At 65.8% G+C, this 14,999-nt stretch carries 16 protein-coding genes and 1 tRNA gene; 10 read left to right on the forward strand and 7 right to left on the reverse strand.

Going from position 1 to position 14,999, the window contains the following annotated elements:
- Positions 1-35: 35 nt before the first annotated feature.
- Entirely contained in the window at positions 36-1,745 is a 1,710-nt protein-coding gene (locus ASC63_RS10100) for a cytochrome c biogenesis protein DipZ (protein WP_055812665.1), read from the reverse strand.
- A gap of 172 nt (positions 1,746-1,917) precedes the next feature.
- Between ASC63_RS10100 and ASC63_RS10105 the strand changes: the two genes are divergently transcribed.
- Entirely contained in the window at positions 1,918-2,577 is a 660-nt protein-coding gene (locus ASC63_RS10105; RefSeq protein ID WP_055815323.1) for a fasciclin domain-containing protein, read from the forward strand.
- 65 nt (positions 2,578-2,642) lie between these two features.
- Here ASC63_RS10105 and ASC63_RS10110 read toward each other — a convergent pair.
- Positions 2,643-2,719 (reverse strand) — tRNA-Met (locus tag ASC63_RS10110).
- A 182-nt stretch (positions 2,720-2,901) separates the two neighbouring features.
- On the opposite strand from ASC63_RS10110, the gene ASC63_RS10115 reads away from it, so the two are divergent.
- The gene (locus ASC63_RS10115) at positions 2,902-3,735 is read left to right on the forward strand and encodes a carbon-nitrogen hydrolase family protein (protein ID WP_157487714.1); all 834 of its coding nucleotides are present in this window, start codon (positions 2,902-2,904) and stop codon (positions 3,733-3,735) included.
- A 71-nt stretch (positions 3,736-3,806) separates the two neighbouring features.
- Here the strand turns inward: ASC63_RS10115 and ASC63_RS10120 are convergent, their stop codons facing one another.
- The gene (locus tag ASC63_RS10120) at positions 3,807-5,003 is read right to left on the reverse strand and encodes a pyridoxal phosphate-dependent aminotransferase (protein WP_055812669.1); all 1,197 of its coding nucleotides are present in this window, start codon (positions 5,001-5,003) and stop codon (positions 3,807-3,809) included.
- Positions 5,004-5,136: 133 nt separating this feature from the next.
- Between ASC63_RS10120 and ASC63_RS10125 the strand changes: the two genes are divergently transcribed.
- Together ASC63_RS10125 and ASC63_RS10130 are read left to right on the forward strand one after the other, a co-directional pair.
- Positions 5,137-5,703, forward strand: a complete 567-nt coding sequence (locus ASC63_RS10125; protein WP_055812672.1) for a hypothetical protein — start codon at positions 5,137-5,139, stop codon at positions 5,701-5,703.
- A gap of 73 nt (positions 5,704-5,776) precedes the next feature.
- A complete protein-coding gene (locus ASC63_RS10130; protein WP_157487651.1) occupies positions 5,777-6,328 on the forward strand; it encodes a hypothetical protein in 552 nt (183 codons plus the stop codon).
- A 100-nt stretch (positions 6,329-6,428) separates the two neighbouring features.
- On the opposite strand, the gene ASC63_RS16315 is transcribed toward ASC63_RS10130, so the two are convergent.
- On the reverse strand, positions 6,429-6,617 hold the full coding sequence (locus tag ASC63_RS16315) for a hypothetical protein (RefSeq protein ID WP_157487652.1): 189 nt from the start codon (positions 6,615-6,617) through the stop codon (positions 6,429-6,431).
- On the opposite strand from ASC63_RS16315, the gene ASC63_RS10135 reads away from it, so the two are divergent.
- From ASC63_RS10135 to ASC63_RS10155, 5 genes are all read left to right on the forward strand, one after another.
- Positions 6,616-7,167: a PKD domain-containing protein gene (locus tag ASC63_RS10135; protein ID WP_157487653.1), complete on the forward strand. Its 552-nt coding sequence runs from the start codon at positions 6,616-6,618 to the stop codon at positions 7,165-7,167. The genes ASC63_RS16315 and ASC63_RS10135 overlap by 2 nt on opposite strands.
- Before the next feature lie 132 nt (positions 7,168-7,299).
- Positions 7,300-8,901, forward strand: coding sequence for a S1C family serine protease (locus ASC63_RS10140; RefSeq protein ID WP_055812680.1), 1,602 nt, complete (start codon positions 7,300-7,302; stop codon positions 8,899-8,901).
- 121 nt (positions 8,902-9,022) lie between these two features.
- A complete protein-coding gene (locus tag ASC63_RS10145) occupies positions 9,023-10,069 on the forward strand; it encodes a glycosyltransferase family 2 protein (RefSeq protein ID WP_055812683.1) in 1,047 nt (348 codons plus the stop codon).
- A 2-nt stretch (positions 10,070-10,071) separates the two neighbouring features.
- Positions 10,072-10,920: a CDP-alcohol phosphatidyltransferase family protein gene (locus tag ASC63_RS10150; RefSeq protein ID WP_055812686.1), complete on the forward strand. Its 849-nt coding sequence runs from the start codon at positions 10,072-10,074 to the stop codon at positions 10,918-10,920.
- Positions 10,907-11,815 carry a glycosyltransferase family 2 protein gene (locus ASC63_RS10155; protein WP_055812689.1) on the forward strand — a complete coding sequence of 303 codons (909 nt, stop codon included), beginning with the start codon at positions 10,907-10,909 and terminating at the stop codon, positions 11,813-11,815. The genes ASC63_RS10150 and ASC63_RS10155 overlap by 14 nt, the downstream gene beginning before the upstream one ends.
- On the opposite strand, the gene ASC63_RS10160 is transcribed toward ASC63_RS10155, so the two are convergent.
- The 3 genes from ASC63_RS10160 to ASC63_RS10170 all read right to left on the reverse strand — a co-directional run bounded on the left by ASC63_RS10160 (position 11,812) and on the right by ASC63_RS10170 (position 13,353).
- Positions 11,812-12,720 (reverse strand): hypothetical protein, encoded by a 909-nt coding sequence (locus tag ASC63_RS10160; RefSeq protein ID WP_055812692.1) that lies wholly within the window; start codon positions 12,718-12,720, stop codon positions 11,812-11,814. The two genes, ASC63_RS10155 and ASC63_RS10160, sit on opposite strands and share 4 nt — an antisense overlap.
- An 85-nt stretch (positions 12,721-12,805) precedes the next feature.
- On the reverse strand, positions 12,806-13,138 hold the full coding sequence (locus tag ASC63_RS10165) for a type II toxin-antitoxin system PemK/MazF family toxin (RefSeq protein WP_055812695.1): 333 nt from the start codon (positions 13,136-13,138) through the stop codon (positions 12,806-12,808).
- Positions 13,120-13,353, reverse strand: a complete 234-nt coding sequence (locus tag ASC63_RS10170; protein WP_055812699.1) for an AbrB/MazE/SpoVT family DNA-binding domain-containing protein — start codon at positions 13,351-13,353, stop codon at positions 13,120-13,122. Before ASC63_RS10170 ends, ASC63_RS10165 begins: the two co-directional genes overlap by 19 nt.
- A 242-nt stretch (positions 13,354-13,595) precedes the next feature.
- Between ASC63_RS10170 and ASC63_RS10175 the strand changes: the two genes are divergently transcribed.
- Positions 13,596-14,987, forward strand: a complete 1,392-nt coding sequence (locus ASC63_RS10175; RefSeq protein ID WP_055812701.1) for an HNH endonuclease signature motif containing protein — start codon at positions 13,596-13,598, stop codon at positions 14,985-14,987.
- Positions 14,988-14,999: the final 12 nt, after the last annotated feature.

The following is a 14,999-nucleotide window of genomic DNA, read 5'->3' on the forward strand; positions in this document are numbered from 1 at the left end:
CCGTTGCGAGAACACGCCATCACGCCCACGGCTGGCTATCCGAACGTGAAGGAATACGCCTGGATGCCGGCGCCGAGCGACAGATTCAGGGTGCCGCTCGCGCTCGCATCCGTTTTCAGCAGTCGATACGACTTCGGCGTGCCGCTCACCTTCAGCGTGTGCTTTGTGCCGTTTGCCGTGTAGCTGAGCGTGCCGGTGCCTCCGAGCACCATGCGCACCTCACGGGCGGTGTAGTTCAGGCGGATGCGCGCGTTGTCGCCCGCGGAGGTGATCTCCTGGGCCTGCAGCGTGAATGCCCCATCCAGCGCGAAGCTGTTGGCGGCGAGCTTCGAGGGAAAGCTGAACTTCTCGCTACTGGGCGAGTACTTCTCGGAGCCGGCGAAATTCTGCTGCTTGGTATAGCCGAGGAACGTCTCTGGGGTCGTGCTTCCCGAGACGGGGGTGCTGTCAGCGACCTCGGTGCTCGGCGGCAGCGTGACATCCGGGTTGGCCTGGGTCAGCAGCTGCCGGATGAGCTTCTCGGTCGAGGCGTAGTCGCCCTCTCCGAACTGCACATTGCGCACGACGCCCTTCGCATCGATCAGGTAGTGCGCGGGCCAGTAGCGATTGCGGTAGTTGACCCAGGTCGACAGGTTGTTGTCGATGGCCACAGGGTAGGTGATGCCGAGGTCCTGTGCTCCCGCCTTCACGTTGTTCACGTTCTTCTCGAAGGCATACTCGGGTGCGTGCACGCCAATCACCTCGAGCCCGGCCTTCTTGTAGGCGGCGTTCCAGGCGACCACGTGGGGCACCGAGCGCTGGCAATTGATGCACGAGTATGCCCAGAAATCGACAAGGACGACCTTGCCCTTCTCCTGTGCGAGGTCGATTGGCCTGTTGCCGGGTGTGTTGAACCACTCCTGAATGCCCGTGATGTCGGGTGCGGTACCGCACGACTCGAGCATCGAGGCGTTGTTCGTGCACTTCGACAGATTCTTGTTCTGGTCGTTCACCAGACCGCCCAGGTTGAGCGCCTTGCTCACCTGATCCGAACTTGAGAACTGATCCTGCAGCGCGCTTGTGTAGTCGGGCACCAGTCGCTGCAGCAGCTGCGGCAGGTTGAAGGCGAGGCCGACGGCCAGCGCCATCATGAGAATGCCGCCGGTCATCCGGATGCCCCTCTGGTGCTTTCTGAACGACTTCACCCGTTCGGCCACCCGGCGCCCCGCCAGCGCGAAGATCAGCAACGGAATGGCCGCACCGAGGGCGAAGGTGACGGTGAGCACAACAGTCTCCACGCCGATCTTGCCGGTGGAACCCGCCACGGTGATCGCCGCGAGCACCGGCCCTGCGCAGGGCACGTAGACGGCGCCCAGGGCGATGCCGAGCACGAAGCCGCCCTTGTTCGTTCCCACGTTCTTCTGAGGAATCCAGGAGAACGGCTTCTCCAGAATCGCCTCGAAGCGGGGCACGATCAGCCCGATGCCTATCAGCACCAGCACCACGATGCCGGCGTAGCGCAGCACGTCCTGCGGCAGATGCAGCAGCGTGAGCAGGAGCGAGCCCAGCAGGGTGAAGAGGCTGAAGCTCACGATGAGGCCGAGGATCACCTGGTAGGGGCGCCAGCGGGAGACGGGGGCGCCCTGGTCGCGCGCTCCTTCGACGCCTCCCGAGAAGAAGATCACCGGCAGCACAGGAAGGATGCACGGCGAGATCCCCGTGATCAACCCTCCGAGAAATCCGATGAGAGCAAGGGTGACGTACATGGCGGGGCCTCCAAGGGCTTAGGTGTGCTGATGGTTCGGAGGCGCCACGGCGCGCGGATTGATTCAGCCTGCGTCCAATCCGATTCGCCGAGGCCTGACGAATGCATCGATGAAGGGCGCACAGCAGGTGGGCCGCCTGGTCGATGAGGCCAGGGAATCGAAGGAGAATTTCATGCGAGTCACCAAACGCAATTCACTTGCCGTTCTGGCCATTTCCGCCGTTGCGGTCTTCGGCCTCGCGGCCTGTTCATCCGGCAGCAGTGCCGACACCTCCCAGGCGCCGAAGGCCAGTTCGCCCAAGACCAGCCAGGCGACCACGGCCGACCCCGCAGCCGACCTGGTGGGCCCCGGATGCGCCGCCTACGCCAAGCAGGTGCCGTCGGGCCCCGGTTCGGTCGTGGGCATGTCGACCGATCCGGTCGCGGTAGCGGCATCCAACAACCCGCTTTTGACCACGCTCGTCGCGGCGGTCTCGGGCAAGTTGAACCCGAAGGTCAACCTGGTCGACACGCTCGACGGCAGCCAGTTCACGGTTTTCGCTCCCGTTGACGACGCCTTCGGCAAGATTCCTGCCGCCACGATCGACACGCTGAAGACGCCGGCCGGCGCCGCGACGCTGTCGAGCATCCTGACCTATCACGTGATCCCCGGTCAGATCTCGCCCGACAAGCTCGACGGCACGCAGACCACCGTCGAAGGCGGCACGGTGAAGGTCACCGGCAGCGGCGACAACATGATGGTCAACGACGCCAAGGTCATCTGCGGCGGCGTGCACACGGCCAACGCGACGGTCTACCTGATCGACAGCGTGCTGATGCCCCCGGCCAAGTAATACAGGCGGCAACGCGAAAGGCCCGGATTCCTCATGGAATCCGGGCCTTCTCACGCTTTAACAATTGGTTGCGGGGGCAGGATTTGAACCTACGACCTCTGGGTTATGAGCCCAGCGAGCTACCGAACTGCTCCACCCCGCGGCACAAGAATCAACTTTAGCACAGGGCTCGCGACCGTTCGACCGGGCGGTCGCCGAGGGTGACACTTCGCGCCGAAAGTGAGAGTTCCACCGGCTGATCTCGGCACGAGGGACACTCTCGACGACGTCAGCCGCGAACGGGCTCTCTCGTGCATTCGGGCCCTGCACGGCATGATGGAGACCATGGACAACGCCACGAGTGACGTGCAGTCGCCGCCTGAGCTGGGTGTTGCCGTCGCGCAATTCGCTCCCGGCGCCGATACCGCCGCGAACCTGGAGGCGATGCGGGCTCTTGCGCTGACGGCCGTCGACCGCGGCGCCCGACTCGTCGTCTTTCCCGAGTACTCCTCGCACTTCACCGAGCCGCTCGGCCCCGATTTCGTGCGGGCCGCCGAGAGCCTCGACGGTCCATTCGTGCGGGCGGTGGGCGCGCTCGCAAGCGAACTGGGCGTTCACATCGTCGCCGGTCTCATCGAACGGGCGGATGACGCCACTCACGTACACAACACCATCGTCGCGCTCTCGCCGCGCGGCGAACTCGTGGCCCGCTATCGCAAGCAGCACCTGTATGACGCGTTCGGGGCATCCGAATCGCGGTGGCTGGCCGCAGGCGATCTCGACGAACCCGAGACCTTCGACGTCGGGGGAGTGCGGGTGGGCATGCAGACGTGTTACGACATCCGCTTTCCCGAGGTCACGAGACGCATTGCGGATGCCGGCGCCGAGCTGGTGCTCGTGCCGGCCGAGTGGGTGCGCGGCCCGCTCAAAGAGGCGCACTGGCGCACCCTGCTCACCGCCCGCGCCCTCGAGAACACGGTGTATGTGGTCGCCGCCGACCACGTGCCGCCGACCGGAGTGGGCGCCAGCATGATCATCGACCCGATGGGGGTTGAGTTGGCGACGCTGGGGGAGAAGACCGGCGTCGCTCTCGCGTGGATCTCCGCCGAGCGCCTTGCGGCGGTGCGTCGCGTCAATCCGAGCCTGGCCCTACGCCGCTACCGCGTGCTCCCGCGCTGAGCCTGGCGGTGGTTGAGGAGGTCGCGAAGCGACCGTCTCGAAACCTCGGTTCCTGAGCCTGCCGAAGCGCGTTATCGCCCAATCCCCGCCAACTGCGCGGCCGCGCGCTCAAGCACCTCGTGTCGCTTGCAGAACGCGAACCGCACGAGCGAGGCGTATTGCGCCCGATGGGTCTCGCCCACGAAAGCGGTGATCGGCACGGCCACGACCCCGGCGAGCTCGGGCAGGCGCCTGCAGAAGTCGACGGCGTCCTCGAAGCCGAGCGGGGCGGCATCCGCCACGATGAAGTAGGTTCCCTGCGGCTGTGACACGGTGAATCCGGCGGCCGTGAGGCCCGCGTGCAGCAGGTCTCGTTTGGAGCGAAGCTCGTCGGCGATGCCGGTGAACGCGGCGTCCGGAAGGCGCAGGCCCGCTGCCATGGCCGGCTGAAACGGCGCCCCGTTCACGTAGGTGAGAAACTGCTTGACCGCGAGAATCGCCTGAACCAGCGCGGGCGGCGCGCTCAGCCATCCGATCTTCCAGCCTGTCGTGCTGAAGGTCTTGCCGCCCGACGAGATCGTCACGGTGCGCTCACGGGCGCCCGGCAGCGTCGCGATGGGGATGTGCGCTTCTCCGAAGGTGAGGTGCTCGTACACCTCGTCGGTCACGATGATGGCGTCGTGCTCGTGGGCAAGCGCCACGATGAGTTCGAGGGTCTCACGCGGCAGCATCGCCCCGGTGGGGTTGTGCGGTGTGTTCAGCAGGATGATGCGGGTGCGGTCGGTGACGGCGTGCCGCAGTTCGTCGAGATCGGGCTGAAAGTGCGGCGCGCGCAGCGGCACGGTGCGGTGCACGGCATCCGCGAGCGCGATCAGGGCGCCGTACGCGTCGTAGAACGGCTCCAGCGTGACCACCTCGTCGCCGGGTTCGATCAGGGCGAGCAGCGTGGCCGCGAGTGCTTCTGTCGCGCCGGCGGTGACGAGCACCTCGCGTTCGGGGTCAACGTGCAGGCCATAGAAGCGCTGCTGGTGCTCGGCGATCGCCTCACGCAGATCGAGCATGCCGCGGCCCGGCGGGTACTGGTTGACGCCCTCGCGAATGGCGGCGATCGCTGCCTCGAGAACCTCGGGCGGGCCATCCTGATCGGGAAATCCCTGGCCCAGATTGATGGCGCCGGTGCGCGTGGCGAGGGCGCTCATCTCGGCGAAGATCGTGGCGGCGACCGTGCCGTCGGCGTCGAGCAGCCCGGCGCCGCGCGCGGCGCGCTGCCATGCTCCGGTGACGGCCACGGCACTCCCTTGTTCTGTATCCATCCTGCGACCAAACTACGTCATCTCCTGCACAGCGGATGCGCGGGCGGCGTTCTCCACAGATCCGCCGCTTCCCGGTCGTGCCCGGTACGACGGCTCGTAACGTGGCCGCATGCTCACGACCCCAACGCGAACGCTCGTCGCTTGTCTGCTCGCCTTTCTCGTCTCCACGAGCCTCGTTGGATGCGGCGTGCTCACGGCCCTGCGGCCGACCGCCTCGGTGGCCCCGCTGCGTCATTTCGAGTCCGATCAGAAGGCGCAGGAAGCCGCCATGGAGTTGCTGCCGAAGTACTACGCGGCCCTCGATGCGGTGACCATGGATGGTGGCATGCGCCCCGATCGCGTGTATCCCTATGTGACTCCGAACTATCGTTCGAATCTGAACCTGGCTTTCGAGAAAATGCGCAATGACCATCTGAAGACCACGGGCCTTACCGCCATCACCCGCAATCTCCTGATCGACTATGCGGAAAAGAATGCAGGCGAGGCATTCGTCGTCGTTCGGCTCTGTCTCGATCTGTCGCACACGCGCGTGCTCGGTGCGGCGGATGACGACGAGACGCCGGCCACCCGCCTGGACCACACGGCGTACGACGTCTCGCTCACGACAAGCGACGGCGACGCAAATCGGCTCTACGTCGCGTCGACCCGCGCGCGCAGAGACCTTGGGCCATGTTGACCCGCGGACGCGTTTGCGAGCGCGCTGTGGATAACTCCTGCGCCGAATGGTGCGGTTGCCCTAACGTATGGGGATGCGCACAGTGACTCGGTGGAAGCCCGCTGCCCTGGGCGTGACGGCTCTGCTCGCGCTGGCGATGCTGAGCGGATGCGTGCCGGCCGCGACCCACACCTCCACTCCGACTCCCGAGGCCACCCCGCTCTTCGCCACAGACGATGAGGCGCTCGCGGCCGCCACCAAGGCATACGCCGCCTACCTGAAGATGTCCGACACGATAGCGCACGACGGCGGAGCCCACCCCGAGCGCATCAAGGCAGTTGCAATGGCCGCTGCATTATCTGAATCGTTGAAAGGCTTCGCCGAATATAGAGACGCGAAAGCACACAGCCAAGGACTGAGAAGCTTTGACAGCCTCCAACTTCAGTCGATTCAGTCTGAAGCGGTCACGTTCTACGTTTGTGACGACGTATCGAAAGTCGATGTCTTGGACGACTCTGGGGCTTCGCTCGTGTCGCCAAGTAGAAACCCACGTACGCCGTTTTTGGTCACCGCTTCCTCAAAATCTGCTAGTTCGTTGTTGATTTCGTCCCGTGCAGTATGGGAAGGAAAAAATCTATGCGGTTAAGGGAAGTGACGCTCAGAATTGGATTTGGCCTGCTCGGTCTTTCAATTGGTTTCTCTGCTTTGACCCCGGCGTTTGCAGCAGCACCTTGTTCAGATCTCTCTCAAGCTACAGGCGGCTGCCCGATTGCCGGCGCATCTACCAATGGTAGAAGCGTTGACGTTCGGGCCGAGCGTCCCGCGACGGACAGCAGCGCACCGAAGAGGACGGCGTCCGACTCGGCTGACGACTCGAGCTCGAACGACGCCGTCTTGCCCGGCGGCGTCGTGGAGCCGGAGGACGGCTCCGTCATGCCCCCGATCATCCGTGACCCGATCAGCGCCTGGTGTGTGCCGAAGAGCCCGTGCGATCCGGCGTTCTCGGTTTCGGCTAGTGACCTCGTCAGCTTCGCCCCCGCCACCCCGACCATCTCGATGGAGCCCAACGGCTGGGGAGTCGTCGGGCTTCCGACCAATTTCGTAGCGCGAGCGGTCGGTGACATGCAGAGTGGCATGTTGCTCGGCTACCAGGCGAGCGTGCGCTTCACAGCGCTGAGCTACACCTGGAACTACGGTGATGGCGGCTCCCGCACGACCAGCGCCTCCGGCGCCACCTGGCGTGCCCTCGGAGTACCGGAGTTCTCGGCCACCGACACGAGTCATGTTTTCACCAGGAGCGGCGTCTATCCCGTTCGGCTCACCGTAAACTATGGCGCCGAATATCGTTACGCCGGGCAAGGCTGGCGACAGGTCATCGGCACGGTGGCGGCCTCATCCGGTGTTCTTGATGTCGTTGTGGGAGAGGCCAAGACCGTGCTCGTGAACCACGATTGTGCGGCGAATCCGCACGGTCCCGGCTGCTGAACGACCGCAGACGCACACGGGCGCTCGGCCGATAACGAACCTCATTGCAAGCCGGTGGGTTGCTCACAGCACGCACAAATAGAATGTTCAGCTTCGAGGCGGATGCTTTGAGTGCTTGGAAGGAGCATCACGATGACCGACACCCCGAACGAATCAGCAAACGCACCCGAGCCCGCCGCAGAGCAGCCCGAGACCGAACTGACGTCGTCGGTCCAGGAGAACGCACCGGCTGCATCCGCTGCGGAAGCCCCGGCAGAGACACCCGCTTCTGAGACCGCAGCCGCAGACTCCACCACTCAGCCGACAGTGCCGCAGCCCACGACTCCGAGCGCGGAGTACGGCACCGGCGCATTCGGCCAGCCCGTCGCATCCGCTTCGAACACCAACCCGAATGTTGCGCCGTATGCCGCGCCGCAGACCCACGCAGGCGAACAGCCATATGCGGGCCAGCAGCCCTACGTGGCGCAGCAGCCGGCAGCCCCGGCCGATAAGGAGAAGGTGGCCAGAAAGCACAGCACCGGCCTCATCATCGCCTCGCTCGCCGTCGGCGCCCTCATCGGCGGTGCAGCGGGCGGAGGAATCGGTGCGGGCGTTTTCGCCGCCACCCAGGGCAACTCCGGCACGACCCTCACTTCCACGGGTCCCTCCAATATCACCGTCAACAACACGAAGAGCGCCACGGTCGTGACCGCCGTCGCCGCGAAAGCATCGCCCAGCGTGGTCACCATTTCCGTAACCGGAACGAGTGAGAGCGGAACAGGCTCAGGCATCGTGCTGAGCAAAGACGGCTACGTGCTCACCAACACCCACGTCGTTACGCTCGACGGCCACGAGGCCAACGGCAAGATTCACGTACAAGACAACAATGGCAAGCTCTACACCGCCAAGGTTGTCGGCACCGACCCGATCGTCGACGTCGCCGTCATCAAGCTCGAAGGCGCCAGCAACATGACGCCGGCCACCTTCGCCGATTCGAGCAAGCTGAATGTCGGAGACACCGCAGTTGCTATAGGCGCGCCCCTCGGCCTGTCCGGCACCGTCACCGACGGAATCGTCAGCGCCCTCAACCGCAGCATCAGCATCGCCTCCTCGGCAGCTCCGAGTGGCAGCGCGCAAGACGGTGGGGGCAACAGCCAGACTCCGGGCGATCTGTGGAACTTCGATTTCGGTCAGGGCAACGGTGGTGGCAGCAGCCAGACGCCGAACAACAGCACTGCTACCCCCATCTCGCTTCCTGTCGTTCAGACGGATGCGGCCATCAACCCCGGCAACTCCGGCGGCGCCCTGCTCAATGACCAGGGCGAGGTGATAGGCGTCAACGTCGCCATTGCCGGGGCGAGCGGCTCAAGCAGTTCCGGCCAGCAGTCGGGTAGCATCGGCGTCGGCTTCGCCATTCCGTCGAACCTTGCGCAGCGCGTTGCCAACGAGCTGATCAGGAACCACAAGGGCAGCCACGGTCTGCTCGGTGCCACGGTGCAGGATGCCACGGCCGACAGTTCCACCTCAACGGTCGGTGCGCTTCTGCACTCGATCTCCAGCGGCGGTGCCGCGGCGAACGCGGGGCTCAAGTCCGGCGACATCGTCACCAACTTCAATGGACTGCCCATCACGAGTGCCACCGACCTCACCGCCCAGGTGCGTTACCTCGCCGGCGGCAGCAAGGCCGATCTGACGTACGTCAGGAACGGCAAGAATTACACCGTGAGCGTCACGCTGGGCACCCTCGCCAGCTGACTCACGGAGCCACCCCAATGGCCGCTCGCGCATCCCCCTGCGTGAGCGGCCATTGCCGTCGTTCCGGCCTGCGCGAGTGACCGGCTGGTAAGCTCGAGCGACCTCATGACGACGGGAAACGATGGCGCACGACACCCCTGAGAACACCCTGCCCGGTGTCTCATACGTCATGCCCGTGCTCAACGAGGTGGCCCACGTTCGCGCCGCAGTTGACAGCCTCCTCGCCCAGGATTACGAGGGACCCATCGAGGTCACGCTCGCCCTGGGGCCGAGCATCGACGGCACCACCGAACTCGTCGCGCAACTCTCCGCGGCCGACCCTCGCATCAGCGTCGTGCAGAACGAGATCGGTTCGACTCCATCCGGACTCAACATCGCCATCCGCGCCTCGAGCTACCCCGTCGTCATCCGTGTCGACGCGCATTCGGAACTGCCCTCTGACTACACGCGCATCGCCGTCGAGACGATTCTCGCCACCGGTGCCGACAACGTGGGCGGCATCATGGATGCCCAGGGCATCACCCCGTTCGAGCGCGCCGTCGCTCGCGCCTACGGCAGTCGCATCGGCCTCGGCGGCACCCCGCTGCACCTCGGCGGCTCCGAAGGGCCTGCCGAGACCGTGTACCTCGGTGTTTTCCGTCGCGAGAGCCTGCTGGATGCCGGACTCTTCAACGAGGACATCAAACGGGGGCAGGACTGGGAACTCAACCGTCGCATCCGGGCGCGCGGGGGAACCGTGTGGTTCACGCCCCGGCTGAAGGTCACCTATCGGCCGCGCCCGAATCTGGGCAAGCTGGCGCGGCAGTTCTTCTCGACGGGCATCTGGCGGGGCGAGCTTGCCCGGCGCTTTCCCGCCGCCAACGGCATCCGCTATTTCGCGCCACCCGTGATGGTGCTGGGGGTAGCGCTCGGCTTTCTGCTCGGCCTCGTCGGTGTGGTGCAGGCGGCGGTTGGGGCGGCACCGTGGCTGCTCGTCGGCTTCGCGATTCCCGCGATCTATCTCGTGATCGTGATCGTGTCGGCAATCGTTGTGGCACGCGCGGAGGGTGCGCGCGCCTGGCTCTGGTTTCTCATAGTCTTGCCCTGCATCCACTTTTGTTGGGGGATCGGCTTCGTGCTCGGCTTCCTCGCGCTCACGCGCAACATCACCGAGCACGTCGGAAGGTAGCAATGTCGCAAGAACCTCCGCTGACGCACCGGCCCGGTGGCTCGGCTGAGGGGCCGAACAACACCAGGCCCGTCTCCATTGCCGAGCTCAAAGCGGTGGCCCAGCCGCCCGAGGTGCGCGGCCGCCGCAACGCCGAGCACTGGACAGCGTCACTGTATCTGCGCAGGCTGTCGCCGTACATCACCTGGATGCTTCTCAAGACGCGCATTTCCGCCAACGGTGTCACCGGCCTGATGATTCTCGTCGGCTGGTCCACGGCCGCTGCCCTCCTCATTCCTGGAATCTGGGGGGCGCTCGTCGCGCTCGTGCTCGGCCAGCTGCAGATGCTGGTGGACTGCTGCGACGGCGAGGTCGCCCGCTGGCGTCACACCTCGTCACCGGCCGGTGTCTTTCTCGACAAGGTGGGCCACTATTCCACCGAGGCGCTCATTCCGATTGCCCTGGGCATTCGGGCCGCCGCGTACCCGTTCGAGACACCGGCCGATTTTCTGTGGACAACGCTCGGATTCGCCCTCGCCCTCTTCATCGTGCTCAACAAGGCGCTCAACGACATGGTGCACGTTGCACGGGCGAATGCGGGGCTCACCAAGCTGGCGGACACGCATGGAGAGTCGACCCCAACGCATGGCGCCGTAGCCCGGCTGCGTCGCATCGCTCACTTCGTGCCGTTCCACCGGCTTTACCACTCGGTCGAACTCACGATGATCGCGTTTGCGTTCGCCGTGGTGGGTCTCTTCATCGGCAATGAGCTGGCGAACCGCATTCTCGTCTCGGTGCTTGTTCCGCTCGCGCTGCTCGCGCTGATCGGCCACTTCGTCGCAATCATGGCCTCGAAGCGTGTCCGCTCCTGACCTTCCCGCAGCCCTCACCGCGCCCACTGTGGGCGTGGTGGTGCTCACCCAGGGCAAGCGGGCGGATGATCTCTCCCGCGGCATCCGCAGCGTGCTCGCCCAGCAGGGGGTGAGTGTCGACGTGGTGGTGGTCGGCAACGGCTGGGACCCGGCGAGCGCTGATCCCGCGCTGCCGGCCGGTGTGAAGACGTTGTACCTGCAGGAGAACCTCGGAATTCCCGCGGGGCGCAATCGCGGTGTCGCGCACGTTGAGGGCGCGTATATCTTCTTCCTCGACGACGACGCGAGCGTGCCGGAGCCGTCCTTCCTGGCCGACGCCATTGCGACGCTTCAGGCGGATCCGCGCATCGGACTGCTGCAGCCGCGCGTCGTCGACCCGAGCGGCGTCACCTCGCCGCGGCGCTGGGTGCCGCGCATCCGCAAGGGCGAGGCTACCGAGTCCGGTGCCGTGTTCTCCTGCTGGGAGGGTGCAGTGCTGCTGCCCCGCACCGTGTTCGATGCGACCGGGGGCTGGGCCGATCCGTTCTTCTACGCGCATGAGGGCATTGAGCTCGCGTGGCGTGTGTGGGACCAGGGGCGCATCGCCTGGTACGCAGGCGATCTCGTGGCGAATCATCCGGCCATCGAGCCGACCCGGCACGCGTATTACTACCGGTTGAATGCGCGCAATCGGGTGTGGCTGGCGCGTCGCAACCTGCCCGCGGTGCTGGTGCCGTTGTATGTCGGGTCGTGGACGGGTGTGCAGTTGCTGCGCTGGGCGCGGCGACCGGCGGCGCTGAAGGCGTGGTTCGGGGGCTGGCGTGAGGGGTGGCGCACAGATCCGGGGCAGCGGCGTCCGATGCGGTGGCGCACCGTGTGGCGCATGACGGCCGCGGGGCGTCCGCCGGTTGTTTAGGGGCGGCGGTCTGTGTCGTCGCCGCGCTTGCCCAGCCGCTTGATCGGTTTGGCCGCGGATGCGCCGAGAGAGCGGATGCCCCGGTTCACGCTGCCGATGCCGCGATTGACTGTGCCGATACTGCGGTTCACGCTTCCCAGAACGTACACACGGCCCTCATTCGGATCGGCCAGCGCCTCGGGCATCACGAACGGCGGCGTACCGAAGGCGAGGCGTGAGCTCTGCAGCACCTTGCGCCCGAGCAGGTGGTTGCCGGTGCCGCCGATGACGGCGCCGACTCCGAAGGGAATCGCCTTGGCGAGGAGGCTGGTGCCGCCCCGTAGGGCGAACTGCTTGAGAAACGTCGACTTGAGTCGGTCGGCGAGTGGCCCGACCACGAGCTGGGGGAGTCCGCTGGTGATGATCTCGCCCCAGTAGCGGTTGCGGGCGACGCCTCCGCCCGTCGCCTGCCCCGCCCAGTTGCGCACGAGGTCGGCGCCTTCACGGCCGAGCATCATGGTCATGACCAGCGCCCGGGCCCGATCCGGATCGCTGACGGCGATGCCGTGAACCTCGCTCACGGACTGGGTGAACAGCGCGGTGGCCTCGAGAAACCCGGCGGTCTCGACGCCGGAGAGGGCGAGAGTGATACCCGTGCCGATCCCCGGAACGACGGCGGTGACGCCGACCGCTGCACCGCCTGTCGTGACGGCCGCCAGGTAGCGCCGCTCGAGAATGCGGATCAACTCCTGGGGTGTGGCATGCGGATGCCGTCGCCTGATGCCGCGCAGGTGGGCGAGTACCACGGGTCGCTGGATCGCGAGCGCCTTGTCGATGCTGCGCAGCGTGCGCGAGGGCAGCGCGCCTCCCTGCGGCGTGCCGCCGGATGCCGTGATCATCGGCTTGGGTTTCGTCGTGCGTGCCATCGCGCCCCTCCCGCTCGATGTGGCTGGTGTCTCGCTCGATCCTATGTCGACCCGCCTGAGTGGGAGCCTGCACCCGTGCCGCTCTCTAGCTCGAGAGCAGCGCCGCTGCCGTGCTACGCGCCGCCGACAGAACCTCAGTGGAGACCGCGGCGACCACGTGTTCCAGAGATGCGCGGCTGGCCGTGAACAACTTCTCCGGTCGAATGAAGCTGTCGATCGGCAACGCGCCTGACGCGAGATCGGTGCGCCGCAGCGGTACCGGATTCGGGCTGGAAGATCGCCGAGAGGTGATCTGGCACAGAACAACATCGCGTTCGTCCGCCTCGGCGAGAACGAGCGCAGGGCGTCGCTTCACTCCCGATCCGTCTGAATACGGGAACGACACGGTGACGATATCGCCTACTGCAACCCGGCCCATGCCGCATCTTCCTCCGGCTTTTCCCAATCGCTCAGGGCGCTCTGGCTCATGAAGAGCAGCGACAATCCCGAGTCGGGTTCGAAGACCGGACTGAGAAGAATGCCGTCGTCGACAATGCTCATCTCGATGTCGCCCCGTAGCCTGGCGCTCTCAAGCAAGGCGCGGGGTATCCGCACGCCCTGCGAGTTTCCTATCCGCACGATCTTCGCCTTCATGGTAATTACAGTGTAATCACGGTGAGTGTACGGTCGTTCAATTCAGGCTGACCGTCGGTGGGTGAATCTGTGAATAATCGCCGCAGAGCGTCGCCTGTGGAGTGCTCACGAGGCGGACCTGAACGTGCCGAAGTGCCCCCTCCTCCACAGGCAGGAACCACCGCAGGTTATCCACATAAAAAAGCCTTTTGATCTGGGAATTTACCTTGTTTACGACCCCCGAATTATGAGATAATTGAGCCATGAACAACCCCGTCGCACTCGTAGAGGAACGCGGCCTCGCCGGTGCTTTTCGGTGCGGAGCAGACGTGGGCCAACTCACCGACGATGCCCTTCTGGGTGAGGCCGCCGAGGCCGAGCGGGAGGGCCGTCGAATCGACGCCCGCCGAGTTGCTCTCGCGGCGGAGATCGCAGAACGATCTCGCAAAGAACTGGGCAGCGCCGGTCTTGCCTCCCGAAGGGGTTGCCGTAACGCCAACGAGCTTCTGCAGCGTGTCACGCTGGTCTCGGCGGCAACCGCGGAGAAACGCATGCGGCTGGGGCGTGAGACCCGCGCTCAACAGAGCCTGGTCGGGTTGTCGATGCCGGCGCGGTTCCCGAAGGTCTCTGAGGGCCTCGCCGACGGCTCGCTCGGGGTCGACGCCGCAGCGGCGATCGTGCGAGTGCTGGCGCCCGCCCTGGGGCGTTCCGGCATCGACGAGCTCGCGACGGCCGAGACCGAGCTTGTTGCATCCGCGACCGGCGCATCCGACGAATCGCCTGTCGCGGCCACCGCCGATGAAGTGCGGGTGCAGGCGGCGGTGTGGCACGCCTTCCTCGATCCAGACGGGGCAGAACCGGCCGAGCAGAAGGCGCTGCGTCGCCGCGGTCTGTGGGTCGGGCGCGAGCGAGACGGAATCACCTCATTCGGCGGTGGGCTGATGGGTCAGGCTGCGGCGCAGTTGCGCCGCCTGCTCGACACTGGCCTTGCCCCCAAGACCGCGCCGGCATTCATGAGTGAAGAAGAGCGCCGCGGCATCGAGGCCGAGAAAGATCCTCGCACTCTCGACCAGCAACGTCACGACGTCTTCGCCTCCATGCTCGATTTCGTTGCCCGCAGCGGTGAGGTGCCGACGATCGGCGGGCAAGCCCCGACGCTACTCGTCAGCGTGCGCGCCGAAGACCTGCGCAGCGGTCATGGCACAGGTCACCTCGACGGCGAGCCGGTACCGATCTCCATGCGCGCCGTGAAGCAGTTCGCCTGCACCGGCGGCGTGCAGCAGGTGGTTTTCGACAACGCCGGGCGCATCATCGAACTCGGTTCCGCGCAGCGCTGCTTCACCCCACAGCAGCGCCGGGCAATCACACTGCGCGACGGCGGATGCCTCATTCCCGGCTGTCAGATCCCCGCCGGCTGGTGCGAGATCCACCACGTCACTCCCGCCGCGAGCGAGGGCGAAACTCACACAGACAACGGTGTTCTCCTGTGCTGGTTCCACCATCGCACCATCGAGACCTCCCGATGGCAGATCCGTATGATCCGCGGCGTGCCCCACATCAAGGCACCGCCCTGGATCGATCCGCGCTCCACCTGGCGCCGCGCCACCAAGGCGCCCACCGCGCTCGCCGACGCCATCCACCGCCGCGCCGGCTGAACAAGTTCCGCT

This window comes from Leifsonia sp. Root112D2, from assembly GCF_001424905.1.
Classification (GTDB): Bacteria; Actinomycetota; Actinomycetes; order Actinomycetales; family Microbacteriaceae; genus Root112D2.